This is a genomic window from Arsenicicoccus sp. UBA6765 (assembly GCF_002453335.1).
GTDB classification, from domain to species: Bacteria; Actinomycetota; Actinomycetes; order Actinomycetales; family Dermatophilaceae; genus Arsenicicoccus; species Arsenicicoccus bolidensis.
Map to the genome: position 1 here is coordinate 172,175 of NZ_DKGR01000018.1, position 18,932 is coordinate 191,106.

Here is an 18,932-nt window from a genome sequence, read left to right on the forward strand (position 1 = left end):
TCGAGGGGGCGACGATGAGCAACGACCAGTGGGCGGCGCCAGGCCGCGACGGCGAGGACCGGGCGGGCGGCAGCACGCCGCTGCCCCCTCCGCCGCCCTACGACCCCACGGGCGAGGCCCCTGCCCCGCCGGCCTACCAGCCCGGCTACGCGGCGCCTTCCGGCCACCCGCAGCAGCCCGGTCACGAGCAGCCCCAGGGCCATGGCCATGGCCAGCAGCCGGGCTACGGCCAGCCTCCGGCCTACGGGCCGCCTCCGGCCTACGGGCCGCCTCCGGCCTACGGGCAGGGTCCGGCATACGGCCAGGCACCGCCCCCGGGCGGCTATCCCTCGATGGCCATGGTCACCAACCCGGGCATCGTCCCGCTGCGGCCGTTGTTCCTCGGCGACATCCTCGGGGCCGGCTTCAAGATCCTGCGCTTCAACCCGCGCGCCACGATCGGGCTCTCGCTCGCGCTGCAGTTGATCGGGCTGCTCCTGATCATCCCCTTCGTCGGATGGCTGCTCGCCGGGGGCGTGCAGCGGATGGGCGACCTCAGCGACCCGGACAACGGGAGCAGCCCCCTGCTCAACCTCGTCCAGGTGCCGTCGAGCCTCTTCGCCAGCGCCGCCACCCTCGTCCTGTGCGTCGTCGTGTCCCGGGCGGTGATCGGCGAGCGCGCCACCATCGGCGAGGCCTGGCGCGAGCTGCGCCCGCAGATCGCCCGCTTGCTGCTGTTCCTGCTGGTCACGGGCCTGCTCTGGCTCGCGGGCCTCGGCCTCGTGGCCCTCGCCCTCTACGGGCTCGCGCAGCTCGACGGCGCCCTCGCGGTCCTCGGCGGGCTGGTGCTGGCACCTGTCTTCGTCTTCGCCTACGTCCGGCTGGGGCTGGCGACGTCCGCCCTGATCCTCGAGCGCATCGGCGTGATCGAGTCCCTGCGGCGCAGCTGGGCCCTGAGCCGAGGCGCCTTCTGGCGGTTGTTCGGCATCCAGCTCGTCACCAACCTGGTCGTCGGGTTCGCCTCCGGGGCGCTGATGTTCCCCGTCACCATGATCGGCATGCTCGCGGTGTTCGCGACGTCCTCCGACAGCCCCGACAGCCTGGCATCGGGCTTCCTCGTCATGATGGTGATCGTCGGGCTGGCCCAGGTCCTCATCGCCGCCGTGACGACGCCGATCACCTCGACGGTGAGCACGCTGCTCTACATCGACCAGCGGATCCGCCGCGAGGGCCTGGACGTCGAGCTGGCGCGGGCCGTCGAGCGGCGAGCCACCCAGGAGCGCTGACCGCTCCGTGACCGGCTCCCTCGGGCTGGCCCTGCCCGTCTCCTCGGTCCCGGTCGAGCCGGGCTCCGACGAGGCGCGCCGCCTGCTGGAGCAGGAGCTGACCCGGCCCGGGTACCCTCGCCCGTCCCTGCTCGACATCGTCCTGGCGTGGTTCGACGACCTGTTCTCGGGCGCGCCCGGCGCCCCCTCGGGCATCGGCGTGGCCGTGCTCGTCGCGGTGCTGCTCCTGCTGCTCGCCCTGCTCGGGTGGAAGCTGCGCGACCTTCGTTCCGTCGCCGAGGAGCGCCGCCGCCGCGCCGGTGGGCTCACCGACCCGGCGCGCTCGGCCGTCGACTACCTCGGCGAGGCGCGCGAGCACCTGGACCACGCGGCCCACGACCGGGCCGTGGTGTCGGCCTTCCGCGCGCTGGTCGTCGCCCTCGACGACCGCGACGTCGTGCACGACGCCCCCGGGCGCACCGCCCAGGAGGTCAGCCGGGCCGCGGCCGAGGCCCTCCCGTCGTATGCCGACCGCGCCCACCGGTCCGCGGAGATCTTCGACGCCGCGTGCTACGGGCACCCCGACGGCCCCGTGCCGGGTGCGGACGAGCCGCAGCGCACCACCGCCGAGCAGGCCGAGAGCGTGCTGGCGCTGGCGGCCGAGCTGCGGGAGGCGCGATGAGCCTCGACGTGATCCTCGGCCCCCGCGAGCGGGACCGCCGCCCCACGAGCCGCCGCACCAAGACGGTGTGGGTCGCCGTGCTGGTGGCCCTGCTCGCCGTGGCCGTGTGGCGCAGCCTGCCGCAGGGCAGCGGCGTCCCGATGGACCCCGGCACCGTGGACGCCGGGGGCACCAAGGCGGTCGCGGAGGTCCTGCGGCGCGAGGGCGTCGAGGTGGACGTGGTGCGCACGCGCGAGGAGCTGGCGGCGGCCCGCGTCGACGAGGACACCACCGTCGTCGTGTCCGACACCGGCGCGCTCACGACCGAGGCGATGCTGGAGGTCGACGAGCGGCTCGACGGCGCCGGACGCCTCGTCCTGCTGGGTCTGCCCCGCAGCGCGCTGCACGACCTGGACCTGCCCGTCACGCTGACCCGAGCCGACGAGAACGATCCCGAGGGGGCCCGCTGCACCGACCCCGCCGCCGCTGCGTCCCCGGACATCTCCTCGCGAGGCGCCGGCTATGCGGTCATGACCCGGGAGCAGGTCGCCGAGGCGGCGGGCGAGGGGTCGGACGGGTCGGACGGGTCGGGGGGCTCGGACCTGCCGTTCGGCCCGGGCGAGGAGCCCTCCCAGGACCCGACCGCCGATGACCTCGGGTCGTCGTGGGACACCGACGGTGCCCGGGGCTGCTACCCCGTCGGCGAGGGGCACGCCCTGCTGACCCTCCCGGCGGCCGACGGCCGGCCCCGCACCGACCTGCTCGCCCCCGCGGGCATCGTCACCAACGGCACCATCACCCAGGACGACAACGCGGCCCTCGCGCTGCGCCTGCTCGGCAGCGAGCGACACCTCGTGTGGTACGCCCCGGCCTTCTCCGACATCAGCGAGGGCGACACCGTGCGCGGCGAACCCAGCGTCGCCCCAGCGTGGTTCATGCCCCTGCTGCTCCTGCTCGGCGGCGCCGTCCTGCTCACCATGTGGTGGCGCGGACGTCGACTCGGGCGGCTCGCCGTCGAGCCCCTCCCCGTCGTGGTGCGGGCCAGCGAGACGACGGTCGCCCGCGGCCGGCTCTATCGACGTGCCGCGGGGCGCGGCCACGCCGCCGATGCCCTGCGCAGCGCCACCCGGCGACGTCTCGCGATCCGGCTCGGGCTGCCCGCGGGCGCCGACGACGAGGCGGTCGTCGCGGCCGTGGCGCGGGCCACGGGGCGCGAGCGCGACGACATACGAGCCCTGCTCGCCGGACCCGACCCCACCACCGACGCCGACCTGGCCGCGACCGCGACCGACCTGGCCCAGCTCGAGGAAGAGGTACGCCACCCATGACCGACCACACCAGCGCCCGCGAGGCCCTGCAGGCCGTGCGCTCCGAGGTGGCCAAGGCCGTCGTCGGGCAGGACGCCGCCGTGACGGGGCTGCTCATCGGCCTGCTCAGCCGCGGTCACGTCCTGCTCGAGGGGGTCCCCGGCGTCGCCAAGACGCTGCTCGTGCGCACCCTCGCCACGGCCCTGTCGATCGACACGCGGCGCGTGCAGTTCACGCCGGACCTGATGCCGGGCGACGTGACCGGGTCGATGATCTTCGACGCCCGCACCACAGAGTTCGAGTTCCGGCCGGGCCCGGTCTTCACCAACCTGCTGCTCGCCGACGAGATCAACCGCACCCCGCCCAAGACGCAGGCCGCGCTGCTCGAGGCGATGGAGGAGCGGCAGGTCACCGTCGACGGGACGTCCCGGCCGCTGCCCGAGCCCTTCCTCGTCGCTGCCACGCAGAACCCCGTCGAGTACGAAGGCACCTATCCCCTCCCCGAGGCGCAGCTCGACCGCTTCCTGCTCAAGGTGGTGCTGCCCGTGCCGCCGCGCGAGCAGGAGATCGAGGTCATCTCGCGGCACGCCCGCGGCTTCGACCCGCGTGACCTCGCCTCCGCGGGGGTGCGGCCGGTCGCGTCGGGCGCGGACCTGCTCGCCGGGGCGGCGGCCGTGCGGACCGTCGGCGTCGCCCCCGAGGTCGTCGCCTATGTCGTGGACGTATGCCGTGCCACCCGCACCGCGCCGTCCCTGTCGCTGGGCGCCTCACCCCGTGGGGCGACGGCGCTGCTCGCCACCTCGCGGGCGTGGGCGTGGCTCAACGGTCGCGACTACGTGACCCCGGACGACGTCAAGACCCTCACGCACGCCACGCTCGCCCACCGCCTGTCGCTGCGGCCCGAGGCCGAGCTCGAGGGCGTGTCGGTCGGCGCGGTGCTGCAGACCGCGCTGGACGCCGTGCCGGTGCCGCGATGACAGCTGTGACGGCCGTGACCGCAGCGGGCGCAGGAACCGCAGCGGGCCCAGCGCCCGCGCCGCCGATCCTGCGCCCGGGGTCGCTGGCCTCGCCGCGGTCAGGCTCGACGCGGCGATGACGCTGACCGGCCGCGCCGTGGTGCTCGCCCTGCTGGGCGTGGTGCCGGTGCTGCTGCGCCCCGAGCCCCTCACCGCCACGCTGTGGCTGGTGCTCGTCGTGGTGGTCGCCGGGGTCGACGCGCTGCTGGCCGCCTCGCCGCGCCGCCTGTCGATCACCCGCGACCGCGTCGGGACCATCCGCGCCGAGACCACCACCACGACCCGGCTGCACGTGCACAACGCGTCCCGCCGGACCGCCCGCGGCGTGCTGCGCGACGCCTGGCAGCCGTCGGCCGGGACCAGCGGCGAGCGGCACCGGATCGCGGTGGCGCCCGGTGCCTCGGTCGAGGTCGAGACCGCGCTGACGCCCGTGCGGCGCGGGGACCGGCATACGGACCTCGTCACCGTGCGCACCCTCGGACCGCTGGGGATCGCCGGGCGCCAGGCGTCCGTCGACGTGCCGGGGACGGTGCGCGTGCTGCCGCCCTTCCACTCGCGGCGGCACCTGCCGAGCCGGCTCGCGCGGCTGCGGCAGATCGACGGCCGCTCGGCCGTGCGGGTGCGCGGGCAGGGGACTGAGTTCGACTCCCTGCGCGAGTACGTCGAGGGCGACGACGTCCGCTCGATCGACTGGCGCGCGTCGGCGCGGCGCAGCGAGCTGGTCGTGCGGACCTGGCGACCCGAGCGCGACCGGCGGATCCCCCTCGTCGTCGACCCCTCGCGCCTGTCGGGGGGGCGGGTCGACGACACGACCCGCCTGGACGCCGCCATCGAGGCATCGCTGCTGCTCACGGCCCTGGCCGCGCACGCCGGCGACCACGTCGACCTCGTCGCCGGCGACCGCGTCGTGCGCGCCCAGCTCGCCGGGGTGGCCCGCACCGACCTGCTCGCCGCGGTCTCCGACGCGCTCGCGACCGTGCAGCCCGCCATCGTCGAGGCCGACTGGCAGGCGCTGGCCTCCGCGGTGGCCCGGCAGGCCCGCCGTCCCTCGCTGCTCGTGCTCCTGACCCCGCTCGAGCCGGCCGCCGTCGCCGAGTCGCTCCTGCCCGTGCTGCCGCTCCTCACCCGGCGCCAGCGCGTGTGCATCGCCTCCTGCGCCGACCCCGACCTGGACCGGATGGCGAGCGCCCGCCGCACCGCCGAGGAGGCCTACGGCGCGGCGGCGGCGGAGCGGACGCGCACGCAGCGCACGCAGACCGCCGACGCGCTGGCCGGGCTCGGCGTGACCGTGGTGGACGCGCCGCCGCAGGACCTCGCGCCGGCCCTCGCCGACCACTACCTCATGCTCAAGTCCCGCGGCCTCCTCTGACCCGCCGCCGGCCGAGGCATCGACCGGCCTTCGTCCCCCAGGCTGATGATCCCGCCCCCGGTAGGTCCATCGACCGGCCTCCGTCCCCCAGGCTGATGCACGTACCCGAGGTAGTCACATCCGCCCGACCTGGCACGCCAGGCGGATGTGTCCAGCTCAGGCGGATCCTGGATCGGGCGTCTACCTGCCGCCGCGCGCCTCGACGAATGGGCAGGAATCGCAGCTTCCAGCGACCGGGAGCCGCCATACGCGCCCACTCACCGCCCCGCGTCGCGCCATTGGTCACCAGTGACGTTTTGGAACGTTCAAGAGGGCCGCTCAGACGTCGTTGGTGACCAATGGCGCCGGGTGAAGGCGCCGGGTGAGGGCAGCGGGTGAGGGCAGCGGGTGAGGGCGCCGGGTGAGGGCGCCGGGTGAGGGCAGCGGGTGAGGGCAGCGGGTGAGGGCAGCGGGCGGGGGCGGGCGAGTCGAGGTCAGAGGGACGCGACGGCCTCGTCCTCGCGATCGGCGTCGTCCACGTCACCCGTCACGCCTCGGGCCGCCGCACGCCGACCGACCACGAACACATAGGCGAAGAACGCCACCTCGGCCAGCACGCCGATCGTGATGCGCGCCCACGTCGGCAGGCCCGACGGCGTCACGAACGCCTCGAGGACGCCCGACACGAGGAGCACCACCACCAGCCCCATCGCCACCCCGACCGTGGTGCGGCCGGCGGCGGCCAGGGACGCCATACGAGTCCTCGGGCCGGGCTCGACCCACGACCAGAACAGCCGCAGACCCACCCCCGCCGCCACGAACACCGCGGTCAGCTCGAGCAGCCCGTGCGGCAGGATCAGGCCGAAGAACAGCGCGCCCCGTCCGTGGCGGACCATCAGGGCGCCGATGACGCCGACGCTGATGACGTTCTGCAGCAGGACATAGACGACGGGTGCTCCGAGCACGCCCATCGCGATGCACTGCGCGGCGACCCAGGCGTTGTTGGTCCACACGCGCGCGGCGAAGCTGGTGGCCGCGTGCTCGGAGTAGTAGCTCTCGAAGTCGGTGTTGACGTACTGCGCGACCTCGGAGGGGCTCATCAGGGAGTTCTCGACGGTGGGGTTGTGATAGAACCACCAGCCCGCCGCGAACGCCACGACCAGGCTGAGCACCGTCGTCGTCAGCCACCACCAGCGCAGGTGGTAGAGCGTGGCCGCGAAGGTCTCGGTGAAGAACCGGGCGATGTCCCGCACCGACCCGGTCCGCGTCCCCGAGGCACGTCGCCGCGCCCGCGCCAGGACGCCCGAGAGCCATTGCACAACAGCGGGATCCGGCGCACTGGTGCGCACGACGGCGAGGTGCGTGCCGACCCGTTGATAGAGGTCGAGCAGGCGGTCGGCCTCCTCCGCGGAGAGCCGCGACCGACGCGTCAGAGCGTCGAGCTCGTCCCACTCCCCCCGGTGGGCCGCGACGTAGGCGTCCAGGTCCACGCCCCCACCCTAGCCCGCGCCCCTCGCGGACCGGGCCGGCCCAGCCCGCTAGGCTGCCAGACATGCAGCCGCCCAGGTCAGCACGCCCCACGATCGGTGTGGGCGAGGACGATCTCGTCACCGGAGACGCGGTGGCGCTGCGCGTGCCCGCCGCCGGGCCGGGGTTGCGCGTCGCGTCCGGCGCGATCGACGTGGTCTGCGGGGCCCTGCTGCTCTTCGGCCTGTCCCTGGCCTTCGGTGGCGTGCTGGGCGACCTCGACGAGGCGGCCGGCGCGGCGCTGGTCCTCACCACGGTCGTGACGACGTTGGTGATCCTGCCCGCGGTCATCGAGACGCTGACCCGCGGACGGTCGGTGGGCAAGCTCGCCACCGGCACCTGCATCGTGCGCGACGACGGCGGCCCGGTGGCCTTCCGCCAGTGCCTGACGCGCTCGCTCATCGGCTTCCTGGAGATCTGGAGCACGAGCGGCGCCGTGGCCTTCTGCGCGGTGGTGCTCACCGCGCGCGGCAAGCGGCTCGGTGACCTCGCGGCAGGCACGTATGCCGTCCGGGACCGCCTCCGGCTGCAGCTGCCACCGCCCGTGCCGCCCGCCCCCGAGCTGTCCGCGTGGGCCGCGAGCGCCGACATCGCGCCGCTGCCGGACGCGTTGTCGCTGGCCACCCGCCAGTTCCTGCACCGCCGCGAGGGCCTCGATCCCGTGGCCCGGGCCCGCATCGCCCAGGAGCTCGCCGCGACCGTCGCGCAGCACGTCATGCCGCCGCCCCCGGCCGGCACCCACCCCGAGGCCCTGCTGCAGACCGTCGTCGCCGAGCGCGGTCACCGCGACGCGCAGCGGCTGGCCCGCGACGCCGCCACCCGGCACCGCGTCCTGCCCCACGTCTGAGCGGCTGGCCCAGACCTCCGCCGGCGCGATCGCCGCAGCTGCGACAGGCGGCAGCCGTGATCAGGTCAGCTCGGCATACCCCGGCTTGATGACCTCGTCGATCAGGGCGAGCCGCTGGTCGAAGGCGATGAACGCGGATTTCATCGCGTTGATCGTCACCCAGCGCAGGTCCGTCATCGTCCAGCCGGCGTCGCGCACGAGCAGGGTCATCTCCTTGCCCATGCTCGTGTCGCTCATCAGGCGGTTGTCGGTGTTGACGGTCACGCGGAAGCGCAGGTCCTTGAGCAGCGTGATCGGGTGCAGCGCGATGCTCGCGGAGGCGCCGGTCTGGACGTTGCTGCTCGGGCACATCTCGAGGGGGACGCGCTTGTCGCGGACGTAGGCCGCCAGCAGCCCCAGCCGCACGTCCCGCACGTCGGGCAGCTGGTCGTGCTCGGCCGCCCACTGCGGATAGGCGATGCCGTCCACCGTGAGGTCGTCGACGATGCGCACGCCGTGGCCGAGCCGGTCGGCGCCGCACCAGGTCAGCGCCTCCTGGATCGACGGCAGCCCGAAGGCCTCCCCCGCGTGGATCGTGAAGTGGGCGTTCTCGCGGGCGAGGTACTGGAACGCGTCGAGGTGCCGGGTGGGCGGGTAGCCCGCCTCGGCCCCCGCGATGTCGAAGCCGCTGACCTCCTGCTCCCGGTAGCGGACGGCCAGCTCGGCGATCTCGCGGCTCATCGCGGCGTGACGCATGGCGGTGAGCAGCGCGGTGACGCGGATCTGCCGCCCCTCCTCACGAGCCAGCACCTCGCCCTCGCGGAATCCCTCGTTGACGGCCTCGACGACCTCCTCGAGGGTGAGGTCCCGCTCGAGGTGCAGCTCTGGCGCATAACGGATCTCGGCGTAGGCGACGCCGTCGCGCGCCAGGTCCAGGACCTCCTCGCGGGCGACCCGCCGCAGCGCGTCCGGCGTCTGCATCACCCCGACGGTGTGCGCAAAGGTCTCGAGGTAGCGCACCAGGGAGCCGGAGTCCGCGCTCTCGCGGAACCAGCGCCCGAGGTCGGTCGCGTCGTCGGCGGGCAGGGCGTCATACCCCGTCTCGCGGGCGAGCTCGAGGACGGTGGCGGGCCGCAGCCCGCCGTCGAGGTGCTCGTGCAGGAGCACCTTGGGTGCTCGGGCGACCTGCGGGTCGACGTCGTATGCCGGGGAGCTGCTGTCTCGACTGGTCACCCTCACGACCCTACCGGGGGTAGAGGCATCGACCGGCCCTCGTTCGCCAGGCCGATGCCTTCGCCGGGGGTAGAGGCATCGACCAGCCCTCGTTCGCCAGGCCGATGCCTTCGCCGGGGGCAGAGGCATCGACCAGCCCTCGTTCGCCAGGCTGATGCCTCGGCCCGCGGCGGGTCCTGGGCCAGCTCGCCCGGCAGCGAGGATCCCGGACCCGGGACGCCAGCGCGTCAGTCCTCGTCGCGGTGGACGCCCTCCGGGGTGAACGCCGGGGTGCAGATCGCGAGGTATGTCGCACCCTCCGGCCCCACCCGATAGCGGATCCGCTCGCCGGCGCGGGTCACGATGCTCTGACCTGCGAGGACGCTGGTGGGGCCACCGTCGTGGTCCACGACGACCTCACCGCCCAGCACCACCGTGACCTCGTCGAAGTCCGGCGTCTGGTAGGGCTCGGTCCAGCCGGCGGGCGCCTCCATGCGGGCGACGGACACACCGCGGTCGCCCGTCGAGGCGGCTCCGACGTGCTCGTCGATGATCTTGCCGCCGGGGACGGGGATGCGGACGGGGTCCGTGATGAGCTCGGGCATGCCAGGAGCCTACCCATCCGCGGCACACGAGCCCGTGTCTCTATGTCTCTATCCAAAGGACACCCGCGATGTCCTTTGGATAGAGACATAAGGACACACCCTTGTGGGCGAGTGCACGAGCAGATGTGAGCGCTTCGTCTCGTGCGCGAGGTCAACTCGATCCCCGCTGGCGTGGGGCCGACAGCTTGAGGTGGACCAGCATGCGCGAACGGGAGGGCTCATCCCCGCTGGCGCGATTCCCGCCCCCCTCTCGACGACCCCCGACCTGCTCGCCCGTTGAGCCCGAGGCGGTCTGCCCGAGACCGTCAGCGCTTGGACTTGCGGGCGTTCATCACCAGGACGACCACGCCCGTCAGCACGAAGACCAGGGCGGGCAGGCCGATCCGGACCGGCTGCCACACGCTCATGATCGCCAGGGGCACCAGGACGATCAGGCAGATCAGCACCGCCAGCACCTTGCCGGTCGTCTGGTTGCTCATGAGGTCTCCTTGTCGTGGTGGAGGGCGCACCACGAGTCTGCCGTGATGGTGAACCGCCGGTGGTGGGAGGGGATCCCGCGGTAGACATGATCCTCTCCCCTGCCCGTCTCGATCATCCCGAGGCCCTGAAGGATCCGCACGGAGGCAGGGTTGGCATCGACCGCCTCCGCCCACACCTCGGCGAGCCCCAGCGCGAGGAAAGCATGCGCCAGCCCGGCCCGCGCGACCGCCGCGCCGAGGCCTCTCCCCCACCGCTCTCGACCACCGACGAGATAGCCGAGCTCGCGCCGCTGCTCGTCGGTCCCGTGGAGGTCGACGTAGCCGACCAGACGGCCGTCGAGCTCGGCGCCGAGACGGAGCAGACCGGGCCCGAACCCATCGGACAGCCTTGAGCGCCAACGCGTCTCGTGCTGGTCGACCGTGAGGCCGCGACTCCACTCGGCAGCCTCGCAGAACTCGTCGTCCGCAGCCCAGGAAGCAAGGACCGGGGCGTCGGCCACGGACAGCTGCCGCAGCGAGACGACGTGACGACGACCCACGGGCGGCATACGGCGGGTCAGGAGAGGACCGAGCCGAGGCGCCGCAGCCCCTCGGCGATGACGTCGGGACCGGTGCCGACGTTGATGCGGATGTGGTCGCCCCACGCGGTTCCGAACTCGCTGCCGATCCCGACGGCCAGGCGGGCCTCCGCCAGCAACCGCGCGGCCGGATGATCGCCCAGGTCGAGGCCGCTCGCGTCGATCCAGGACAGGAAGGTCGCCTGCGCCGGCACCGCGACCCGCGCCCCGGCGGGGAGCCCGTCCCGCACCTGCTGGTGGTGGGCTGCGAGGTCGGTCACCAGCGCGTCGAGCCACGGATCGCCGTCGCGATAGGCCGCCTCGGACGCGAGATAGCCGAACTGCCCAGCATGCCAGGGCGTCTCGTAGGGCAGCCCTCGAGACAGCCGGTCCCGCATGACGTCTGACCCCGAGACGATCAGGGCGGCCTTGAGCCCGGCGAGGTTCCACGCCTTGGAGGCTGCGTGCACCGCGATCCCCTGCTGCCGGGCCGCGTCGGAGACGGTGAGGTATGGCGTGAACGTGTGCCCGGGCAGGGTCAGCGGCGCATGGATCTCGTCGCTCAGCACGACGGCCTCGTAGCCGGACACGAGATCCGCCAGGGCCGTGAGGGACTCGCGCGAGTGGACCCATCCGACGGGGTTGTGCGGGTTGCACAGGAGCACGGCCTTGGCGCCGGCCCGCAGCTCGCGCTCGATGCCGTCGAGGTCCAGCGCGTAGCCCGAGTCGGACTGCAGCAGAGGGACTTCCACCGTGCGCATGCCCGTCTCGCCGCCCCAGCGGAAGAACGGCGGATAGACCGGCGGCATGATGATGAAGGCGTCTCCGGGCGATAGCAGCGCCGAGATCGCCGCCATCATCCCCACGGACACGTCGCCGCACAGCGTCACCTGGTCCGGGTCGACGTCCCAGCCCCACCGGCGCCCCGCGAAGCCGGCGAACGCCTCGTGCAGCCCTCGCCCGAAGCTCGGGTAGCCCGTGTCGCCCAGCGCCACAGCGCGATTCAGCGCCTCGGCGACGGGCGGCGCCAGCAGGCAGTCCATCTCGGCGACCGGCATCGGCAGCACGTCGGGGTCGTAGAGCGTCCACTTCGCGCTGCGTCGCGCGCGCAGGTGCGGCAGGTCGAGCCACTCCACGTGTGCCGCAACGCCGCTCATGCGATCCGCTCCATCACGACGTCGGGGCGCTCGGGCCGGTCCTCGCCGATCGTCCACGCACCCTCGAGGGAGGCGACGGCCCGGTCGAACCGCTCGGGCGTGTCCGTGTGCAGGGTCAGCAGCGGCTGCCCGGTCGTGACGGAATCGCCTGGCTTGGCGTGCATCTCGACGCCCGCACCCGCCTGGACGGGGTCCTCCTTGCGCGCCCGTCCGGCGCCCAGGCGCCACGCGGCGACCCCCACCGCATAGGCGTCGAGCGACTGCAGCACCCCGCTCGCGGGGGCGGTGATCACGTGCTGCTCCTTGCTCGTGGGCAGCTCGGCGTCGGGGTCGCCACCCTGGGCGGCGACCATGCGGCGCCATACGTCCATCGCGCGGCCATCGGCCAGCGCGTCCGCGGGGTCCACATCCGAAACCCCCGCGGCAGAGAGCATCTCGCGCGCCAGCGCGACCGTCAGCTCGACGACGTCCGCGGGCCCGCCACCGGCGAGGACCTCGACCGACTCGCGGACCTCGAGCGCGTTGCCCGCCGTCAGCCCCAGCGGGGTGGTCATGTCGGTGAGCAGCGCGACCGTGGTGACGCCGGCGTCCGTCCCGAGATCGACCATGGTGCGGGCGAGCTCGCGGGCGTCGTCCACGGTCTTCATGAACGCGCCGGACCCGACCTTGACGTCCAGCACGAGCGCGCCGGTGCCCTCGGCGATCTTCTTGGACATGATCGAGCTCGCGATCAGCGGGATGGCCTCCACGGTGCCGGTCACGTCACGCAGGGCATAGAGCTTCTTGTCGGCGGGGGCCAGGCCGGAACCCGCCGCGCAGATCACGGCGCCGACGTCCTCGAGCTGACGCATCATCGCGTCGTTGGCGAGGCCCGCCTGCCAGCCGGGGATGGACTCGAGCTTGTCGAGCGTGCCTCCCGTGTGGCCGAGCCCGCGCCCGGACAGCTGCGGCACCGCGACGCCGCAGGCCGCGACGAGGGGCGCGAGCGGCAGGGTGATCTTGTCGCCCACGCCGCCGGTCGAGTGCTTGTCCGCGGTCGGGCGCGACAGCGAGGAGAAGTCCAGCCGCTCGCCGCTCGCGATCATCGCCGCGGTCCACCGCGAGATCTCCTCGCGGCTCATCCCGTTGAGCAGGATCGCCATGGCCAGGGCCGACATCTGCTCGTCCGCGACCGCGCCGCGCGTGTAGGCGTCGATCACCCAGTCGATCTGGCTGTCGCTCAGCGGCTGGTGGTCGCGCTTGGCGCGGATGACGTCGACGGCATCGTGCTGCTCACTCATGCCCAGACCCTACCGGGGGCGCGGACGCAGGACGGCATAGGCCACCACCCCCGCCAGGAGCCCCCAGAACGCCGACACGATGCCGAGCGCCTGCACCCCGGACGCCGTGACGGCGAAGGTGATCAGCGCCGCCTCGGTGACGCTGCGGTGGTGGTCACCCTCGTGCATGGTGTCGTAGATCGAGGCCTGCAACGGCGACAGCAGCGCCACCCCCGCGAGGGCCGTGAGCATGCCCGCCGGTATGGCGGAGAACAGCGACACGATCGTGTCCGCCGCGAACCCGCCGAGCACGTAGAAGAATCCGCACGCCATGCCCGCCACGTAGCGGCGGTCGTGGTCGGGGTGGGACTCCTCGGAGGTGGCGATGGCGGCGGTGACGGCGGCCATGTTGAGCGCGTGCGACCCGAACGGCGCCGCCAGCACCGACGCCACCCCGCTCGCGCCGAGCAGGAGGCGGTCGTCGGCGTCATACCCGCTGTTGTGCATGACGATCAGGCCGGGGGCGTTCTGCCCGACCGCGGTCACGATGAGCAGCGGCAGGGCGATGCCGAGGATCGCGTCCCAGGACCACATCGGCGTCGTCCACGTGGGCGTCGTCAGCGTGAGCCGCACCGCCATGGCCTTCGCCTGCCCCGTCACCACCGCGAGCAAGCCGCCGGTCGCGAGCGCCAGGAACACCGCGTAGCGCGGCTGCCACCGCCTCCCCACGAGGTAGCCGAGCACGAGCCCGCCCGCCACGACGGGCTGTCCGACGACCGCGGCCGCCACCTTGAGGGCGAACGGGAACAGCACGCCCGCCAGCACCGCCGCCGTGATCGGTCGCGGCACCGCCTGCAGGAGGCGCCCCACCAGGCCGGTCGCCCCCAGCAGCACGGACACGACGCCGCACACGACATAGGCCCCGATCGCGTCCGAGAACCGGTAGTCGCCGAGCGAGGTGATCAGCAGCGCCGCACCCGGGATCGACCAGGCGACCATGACCGGCTGCTTCGTCCACCACGACGTGACGAGGCAGACGAGCCCCGAGCCCACCGAGATCGCCCACACCCACGAGGCGGTGAGCTGCGGTGACAGCCCGCCCGCCCGTGCCGCCTCGAGCACGACGAGCAGCGGGCTGGCATACGAGATCGCCACGGCGACGAACCCGGCGAGGACGGCGGACAGGCTGGCGTCGCGGCGCAGGTCAGGACGGGTGCGGGTTGCGGTGGTCACGCGGACCTCTCGGAGCGGGGGCACCGGGAGCGCCCGGCAATGGCCGCGACCACGCTAGCCGGGGCGGCACCGGGTCACCCCGGGGAGGTGCCTAGGACTGGCCCGGAGGTATGGCGCCCCCGGCCGCCCGATGAGGCGCCCTCATCGCCTGGCTCACTTGACGCATCGTTAAGCGCTCGCCATGATGGATACATGTCAACGAGCAGCAGCCCGGGCGGTCGGTTCAGCAACGCCGCCGCCGAGTCCAGGAGCCGGGTCCCCCAGCGCGTGTCCAGCACCGAGGGCTGGTATGTCGTCAGCGTGGCCGCCGTCTTCGGCGCCTGCCACGCGCTCCTCTACCAGACGCACGCGATGGAGTGGGGAGGGATCATCCGCTTCGCCGCCCTCTTCGTGACGGCCGCGGGGACGACCTGGCTGCTGCGGCAGACCCACGCCCACCGCCAGGTGCATCCCCGCGGGCACCGGGCGGCCATGGTGACCGCGATCGCCTGGATGCTCGCGCTGGTCCTCGTGGCCGGGTGGTTCTGGATCGTCCCGGCGAAGGGGCACGACGTCGGATGGGCGTGGACCTCGCTCGTCGCCCTGGTCGGCGCACTCCCCCTCGCCCTCGTCGGCGCCCGACTCGTCCGGGCCGCCCGGTGACCCTCGCCGCCGCACGGCAGTCCTTGGACGACGTCGTCCACTCGCCGGTCCGCCTCACGATCATGTGCGCGCTGGCCAGCGTGGACTCGGCCGACTACCAGACGCTCAAGGACGCCCTCGACGTGAGCTATGCGCTGCTGTCGAAGCACGCGGCGATCCTCGAGGACGCCGGCTATCTCATGTCGGAGAAGACCTTCCGCGGCAAGACGCCCCAGACGCACTTCCGGCTCACGCGCGCGGGTCGCGCGGCGCTGGCGGCCCACCTCGAGGCGCTCGACGAGATCGTCCGCGGCCTCGCGTCAGCCTGAGCGCGTGGACCCGGACGTCGCCATACCCGCCGGCGGCAAAGGCATCAGCCTGGGGAACGACGGCCGGTCGATGCCTCCGCCGGGGGCAGGTCTGCGCGGTAGCGCGCGAAGGACGGCACCAGCGCCGACGCCGCCAGCACCAGGAGGACCACGAGCACGCCACCGGCCAGCGTCGCCCACGCCGCCCCCACCAGGCCCGCCGCATAGCCGTGCGCCACGTCCGCGATGCGGGGCCCACCGGCCACCACCACGATGAAGATCCCCTGCAGCCGACCACGCACCTCCGGCGACGCCGCCGACTGCAGCATCGACTGCCGGAACGCCGCCGACACCATGTCCGCCGCCCCCGCCATGGCCAGGGCGACCGCCGCCAGCCAGATCCACGGATGCAGCCGCCCGTCGGCCGGCAGCACCGCCGCACCCGCCAGCGCGACCGCCACCCCCCACGCCACGATGCACAGCACCACCGCGCGACCGTGCATCTGCACGCGCGACACCCACCCGGAGAACACCCCGCCGAGCACCGCGCCGACCGGGATCGCGGCAAAGAGCACCGCGAAGGCCGGCCCTCCCCCGGCCTCGCCACCCAGGTTGACGTGCGCGATCTCGGGGAACAGCGCCCGCGGCATCCCGAAGACCATGGCGATCAGGTCCACCACGAAGCTCATCATCAGGACGGGATGCCCTCCGAGATAACGGATCCCGTCGATCACCGAGCGCAGCCCGGGCGCGGATGAGGGCGCCCCGTCGTGACGCTCCGCGGGCAGCGGGGGCAGGCGGCGGACGGCATACAGCGTGGCGAGCAGGCAGATCGCATCGGTGAGATAGAGCCACGAGAAGCCGACGAGCGGGATCAGCGCCCCCGCCACCAGCGGCCCGGCGATCGCGCCGGCCATGAACAGCGTCATGTTGAGCGCGTTGGCCGCGGGCAGCAGGTTCATCGGCAGGATCGACGGCAGCACCGCGGTCCGCGTCGGCTGGTTGACCGCGAAGAAGGCCTGCTGCACGGCGAACAGGCCGAGCAGCAGCCAGACGTTCGTCGACCCGAGCGCCGCCTGCAGCCAGAAGCCGAGCGTCGAGACGATCAGCCCGACGGTCGTGAAGGTCAGCAGCCTGCGCTTGTCGACGTGGTCCGCGAGCGCCCCGCCCCACAGCCCGAACACCACGAGCGGGACGAGCCCGAAGATCCCCGTGAGCCCGACGTAGGCCGAGGAACCGGTGTCGGCATAGATCTGCGCCGGGACGCTCACGATGGTCAGCTGGGCGCCGATGACGGTGATGATGTTGGCGGTCCACAGCCGCCGGAAGTCGCCGTGCTGCAGGGGCCGGGTGTCGGCGACGACGGAGCGCAGGTTCACCGGGACAGCCTAGGTCCTCGCCCCGCCTCTCCCCAGCGTCGCCACCGTCGCCACCGTCGCCACCGTCGCCACCGTCGCCGGGCAGGAGCAGGATGGGCCGTATGACGACCGCCCGCCGCCCCGACGACCACTACCTCGCGCGGCTGCCGGACGGGACGGTCAAGCAGGTCAACCCGTTCACCGGCACGCAGGTGTGGACGGTGCCGGGGCGCGGCAACCGGCCGCTCGGCGCACCCGCCCTGGCCGCCGCTCCCGTGGGCGAGGACGAGCGGGACCGGTTGTGCGCGTTCTGCCCGGAGCGCTACGCCGAGACGCCGCCGGAGAAGTCGCGGCTCGTGAGAACCCGCGCCGGCCAAGCAGATCCGGGGTGGGCGACGCTGACCGGCCTGTCCCGCACCGAGCTCCACGACACGATCGCCGAGTTCCGCCGGGTGCCGAACCTGTTCGAGATCCTCAGCTACGACTACTGGCGGCTCAACCACGGCGTCGCGCTGCCCGCTGCGGCACGCGCACGACGCGACGCCTACCTCGCCGACCCGGCCGGGCGCGCCCACGTGCTCGCCGTCGCCCGCGCCAAGGCGCTCGCCGGCGGGACCGCGGCCAAGGCGTGGGAGCTGCTCGACGAGGCGCAGCGGCTCGCCGGGACCGAGGCGTTCTTCGGTGGCGGGCACGACGTGATCGTCGCGCGCCGTCACCTGGTCGACGGCGCCACCGACACCAGCGCCCTCGCCTCGTCGGGCACGCTCACCCCCGAGGAGCACCGCGCCTACGTGGGATTCACCATCGACGCCATGGCCGACCTCTACGCGAGCAACCCGCACGTGCGCTACGTCGCGGCGTTCCAGAACTGGCTGAAGCCCGCCGGCGCGTCCTTCGACCACCTGCACAAGCAGCTCGTCGCCATCGACGAGCTCGGCACCCAGGCCGAGCAGGAGCAGGAACGGCTGCGCCGCCACCCCACGCTGTATGCCGACGCGGGACCCGCCCTCGCCGAGCGCGCCGGGCTCGTGGTCGCCCGCACGGAGCACGCCGTCGCCTACGCCGGGTTCGGGCACCGCTACCCCACCCTCGAGGTCCACTCCCTCTCGCCGCAGCGCGAGCCCTGGCGCCAGCAGCGCCACGAGGTCGACGCCGTCGCGGACCTGCTGCACGCCCTCCACGCCGCCACCGGCGTCCACGTCCCCTGCAACGAGGAGTGGCACCACACCCCCACCGGCGTCGACCTGCCCCTCCCCTGGCGGATCGTCCTCAAGTGGCGGGTGTCCACGCTGGCGGGGTTCGAGGGCGGCACCAAGATCTACGTCAACACCATCGACCCGTGGGCGCTCCGCGACCGGGTGGTCACCCGCCTCCACGCCCTGGCCGACGAGGGACGGCTGGCGGACGGCATACGGCTGTCACCTCCGACCCGGCCCGATGCGTCTCACCAGGCATGACCACCTGCCAGGCCTCACCATGAGCCGCTCCCCGGCGGGCTTCGAGGAGTTCGCGCGGGCCAGCGCCCGGTCGCTCTCCGGCCGCGCCTACCTGCTCTGCCACGACCACCACCTCGCCGAGGACCTGGTGCAGGAGACGCTCGCCCGCAGGTACGTCCGCTGGCGGCCCATCGACCACGTCGAGAGCCCAGCCGGCTATCCCCGCGCCGCCCTCACCAACGCCTACATCGACCGGACGCGCCGCCGCAGCCATCACGAGCCGCCGCTGGCCGAGGTCGCCGACACCGGTGTGCCCGACCAGGTCGACGGCGTGCCCCGACGGGTCACGTTGCGTCGAGTAGTGGGGGTTTCGCGGTGCGGGCGTGCCCCGACGGGTCACTTTGCGTCGGGAGAACTCCGGCGTGGAGCGGGGTCGCCTGCGGACCTGCCCCCACGGGTCACCTGACGTCGGATGGGAGGGGTCTCGCGGTGCAGGGGTGCCCTGACGGGTCACTTCACGTCGGGTATCGGGGGTCTCGCGGCACGGGCGTGCCCGGACGGGTCACTTTGCGTCGGGAGGACTCCGGCGTAGAGCGGGGTCGCCTGCGGACCTGCCCTGACGGGTCACGTTGCGTCGGATGGCAGGGGTCTCGCGGTGCAGGGGTGCCCTGACGGGTCACTTCACGTCGGGTGAGTTCCGGCGTCGAGCGGAATCGCCTGCGGACGTGCCCCGACGGGTCACTTCACGTCGGGTAGGGGGGTCTCGCGGTACCGGCGT

At 73.4% G+C, this 18,932-nt stretch carries 19 protein-coding genes; 10 read left to right on the forward strand and 9 right to left on the reverse strand.

All coding sequences use genetic code 11. The annotated features are described in order from the left end of the window. Positions 1–14 precede the first annotated feature (14 nt). The 5 genes from B4K29_RS05210 to B4K29_RS05230 all read left to right on the forward strand — a co-directional run bounded on the left by B4K29_RS05210 (position 15) and on the right by B4K29_RS05230 (position 5,597). Positions 15–1,265 carry a hypothetical protein gene (locus B4K29_RS05210; protein ID WP_286959058.1) on the forward strand — a complete coding sequence of 417 codons (1,251 nt, stop codon included), beginning with the start codon at positions 15–17 and terminating at the stop codon, positions 1,263–1,265. Between the two features lie 7 nt (positions 1,266–1,272). Then, entirely contained in the window at positions 1,273–1,926 is a 654-nt protein-coding gene (locus B4K29_RS05215; protein WP_019287253.1) for a DUF4129 domain-containing protein, read from the forward strand. Continuing rightward, positions 1,923–3,233 carry a DUF4350 domain-containing protein gene (locus B4K29_RS05220; protein WP_286959059.1) on the forward strand — a complete coding sequence of 437 codons (1,311 nt, stop codon included), beginning with the start codon at positions 1,923–1,925 and terminating at the stop codon, positions 3,231–3,233. The genes B4K29_RS05215 and B4K29_RS05220 overlap by 4 nt, the downstream gene beginning before the upstream one ends. Beyond that, positions 3,230–4,189, forward strand: coding sequence for an AAA family ATPase (locus B4K29_RS05225; protein WP_286955670.1), 960 nt, complete (start codon positions 3,230–3,232; stop codon positions 4,187–4,189). Before B4K29_RS05220 ends, B4K29_RS05225 begins: the two co-directional genes overlap by 4 nt. A gap of 115 nt (positions 4,190–4,304) precedes the next feature. Continuing rightward, positions 4,305–5,597 carry a DUF58 domain-containing protein gene (locus tag B4K29_RS05230; RefSeq protein WP_286966558.1) on the forward strand — a complete coding sequence of 431 codons (1,293 nt, stop codon included), beginning with the start codon at positions 4,305–4,307 and terminating at the stop codon, positions 5,595–5,597. Positions 5,598–6,070: 473 nt separating this feature from the next. On the opposite strand, the gene B4K29_RS05235 is transcribed toward B4K29_RS05230, so the two are convergent. Then, the gene (locus B4K29_RS05235) at positions 6,071–7,066 is read right to left on the reverse strand and encodes a stage II sporulation protein M (RefSeq protein ID WP_286959061.1); all 996 of its coding nucleotides are present in this window, start codon (positions 7,064–7,066) and stop codon (positions 6,071–6,073) included. A gap of 62 nt (positions 7,067–7,128) precedes the next feature. Between B4K29_RS05235 and B4K29_RS05240 the strand changes: the two genes are divergently transcribed. Continuing rightward, the gene (locus B4K29_RS05240; protein WP_286955668.1) at positions 7,129–7,950 is read left to right on the forward strand and encodes an RDD family protein; all 822 of its coding nucleotides are present in this window, start codon (positions 7,129–7,131) and stop codon (positions 7,948–7,950) included. Positions 7,951–8,010: 60 nt separating this feature from the next. Here the strand turns inward: B4K29_RS05240 and B4K29_RS05245 are convergent, their stop codons facing one another. From B4K29_RS05245 to B4K29_RS05275, 7 genes are all read right to left on the reverse strand, one after another. Continuing rightward, the gene (locus tag B4K29_RS05245; RefSeq protein WP_286966559.1) at positions 8,011–9,162 is read right to left on the reverse strand and encodes an adenosine deaminase; all 1,152 of its coding nucleotides are present in this window, start codon (positions 9,160–9,162) and stop codon (positions 8,011–8,013) included. A 227-nt stretch (positions 9,163–9,389) separates the two neighbouring features. Next, positions 9,390–9,746 carry a cupin domain-containing protein gene (locus B4K29_RS05250; protein ID WP_019284168.1) on the reverse strand — a complete coding sequence of 119 codons (357 nt, stop codon included), beginning with the start codon at positions 9,744–9,746 and terminating at the stop codon, positions 9,390–9,392. A 305-nt stretch (positions 9,747–10,051) separates the two neighbouring features. Further along, entirely contained in the window at positions 10,052–10,225 is a 174-nt protein-coding gene (locus tag B4K29_RS05255; RefSeq protein ID WP_019284169.1) for a hypothetical protein, read from the reverse strand. Further along, entirely contained in the window at positions 10,222–10,773 is a 552-nt protein-coding gene (locus B4K29_RS05260; protein ID WP_286966560.1) for a GNAT family N-acetyltransferase, read from the reverse strand. Before B4K29_RS05260 ends, B4K29_RS05255 begins: the two co-directional genes overlap by 4 nt. Before the next feature lie 8 nt (positions 10,774–10,781). Then, a complete protein-coding gene (locus B4K29_RS05265; protein WP_286959064.1) occupies positions 10,782–11,939 on the reverse strand; it encodes a MalY/PatB family protein in 1,158 nt (385 codons plus the stop codon). Beyond that, on the reverse strand, positions 11,936–13,219 hold the full coding sequence (locus tag B4K29_RS05270; RefSeq protein WP_019284172.1) for a thymidine phosphorylase: 1,284 nt from the start codon (positions 13,217–13,219) through the stop codon (positions 11,936–11,938). The genes B4K29_RS05265 and B4K29_RS05270 overlap by 4 nt, the downstream gene beginning before the upstream one ends. A 9-nt stretch (positions 13,220–13,228) precedes the next feature. Beyond that, positions 13,229–14,431, reverse strand: coding sequence for a benzoate/H(+) symporter BenE family transporter (locus tag B4K29_RS05275; protein WP_286966561.1), 1,203 nt, complete (start codon positions 14,429–14,431; stop codon positions 13,229–13,231). Between the two features lie 192 nt (positions 14,432–14,623). On the opposite strand from B4K29_RS05275, the gene B4K29_RS05280 reads away from it, so the two are divergent. Beyond that, the gene (locus B4K29_RS05280; RefSeq protein ID WP_286959066.1) at positions 14,624–15,073 is read left to right on the forward strand and encodes a hypothetical protein; all 450 of its coding nucleotides are present in this window, start codon (positions 14,624–14,626) and stop codon (positions 15,071–15,073) included. Beyond that, positions 15,070–15,381, forward strand: a complete 312-nt coding sequence (locus B4K29_RS05285) for a transcriptional regulator (protein ID WP_286959067.1) — start codon at positions 15,070–15,072, stop codon at positions 15,379–15,381. Before B4K29_RS05280 ends, B4K29_RS05285 begins: the two co-directional genes overlap by 4 nt. Before the next feature lie 44 nt (positions 15,382–15,425). On the opposite strand, the gene B4K29_RS05290 is transcribed toward B4K29_RS05285, so the two are convergent. Next, positions 15,426–16,739, reverse strand: coding sequence for an MFS transporter (locus B4K29_RS05290; RefSeq protein WP_286959068.1), 1,314 nt, complete (start codon positions 16,737–16,739; stop codon positions 15,426–15,428). 101 nt (positions 16,740–16,840) lie between these two features. On the opposite strand from B4K29_RS05290, the gene B4K29_RS05295 reads away from it, so the two are divergent. Both B4K29_RS05295 and B4K29_RS05300 read left to right on the forward strand, forming a co-directional pair. Beyond that, positions 16,841–18,175: a DUF4921 family protein gene (locus tag B4K29_RS05295; protein WP_286955661.1), complete on the forward strand. Its 1,335-nt coding sequence runs from the start codon at positions 16,841–16,843 to the stop codon at positions 18,173–18,175. Positions 18,176–18,194: 19 nt separating this feature from the next. Next, entirely contained in the window at positions 18,195–18,620 is a 426-nt protein-coding gene (locus B4K29_RS05300) for a sigma factor (protein WP_286966562.1), read from the forward strand. Positions 18,621–18,932 lie beyond the last annotated feature (312 nt).

Excerpts from the sequence above, each read along its gene's own strand:
- B4K29_RS05270 (WP_019284172.1), bottom strand. The coding sequence starts at position 13,219 with ATGAGTGAGCAGCACGATGCCGTCGACGTCATCCGCGCCAAGCGCGAC.
- B4K29_RS05220 (WP_286959059.1), top strand. The coding sequence starts at position 1,923 with ATGAGCCTCGACGTGATCCTCGGCCCCCGCGAGCGGGACCGCCGCCCC.
- B4K29_RS05225 (WP_286955670.1), top strand. The coding sequence starts at position 3,230 with ATGACCGACCACACCAGCGCCCGCGAGGCCCTGCAGGCCGTGCGCTCC.
- B4K29_RS05265 (WP_286959064.1), bottom strand. The coding sequence starts at position 11,939 with ATGAGCGGCGTTGCGGCACACGTGGAGTGGCTCGACCTGCCGCACCTG.
- B4K29_RS05280 (WP_286959066.1), top strand. The coding sequence starts at position 14,624 with ATGTCAACGAGCAGCAGCCCGGGCGGTCGGTTCAGCAACGCCGCCGCC.
- B4K29_RS05230 (WP_286966558.1), top strand. The coding sequence starts at position 4,305 with ATGACGCTGACCGGCCGCGCCGTGGTGCTCGCCCTGCTGGGCGTGGTG.
- B4K29_RS05240 (WP_286955668.1), top strand. The coding sequence starts at position 7,129 with ATGCAGCCGCCCAGGTCAGCACGCCCCACGATCGGTGTGGGCGAGGAC.
- B4K29_RS05255 (WP_019284169.1), bottom strand. The coding sequence starts at position 10,225 with ATGAGCAACCAGACGACCGGCAAGGTGCTGGCGGTGCTGATCTGCCTG.
- B4K29_RS05295 (WP_286955661.1), top strand. The coding sequence starts at position 16,841 with ATGACGACCGCCCGCCGCCCCGACGACCACTACCTCGCGCGGCTGCCG.
- B4K29_RS05210 (WP_286959058.1), top strand. The coding sequence starts at position 15 with ATGAGCAACGACCAGTGGGCGGCGCCAGGCCGCGACGGCGAGGACCGG.
- B4K29_RS05300 (WP_286966562.1), top strand. The coding sequence starts at position 18,195 with ATGAGCCGCTCCCCGGCGGGCTTCGAGGAGTTCGCGCGGGCCAGCGCC.
- B4K29_RS05250 (WP_019284168.1), bottom strand. The coding sequence starts at position 9,746 with ATGCCCGAGCTCATCACGGACCCCGTCCGCATCCCCGTCCCCGGCGGC.
- B4K29_RS05260 (WP_286966560.1), bottom strand. The coding sequence starts at position 10,773 with ATGCCGCCCGTGGGTCGTCGTCACGTCGTCTCGCTGCGGCAGCTGTCC.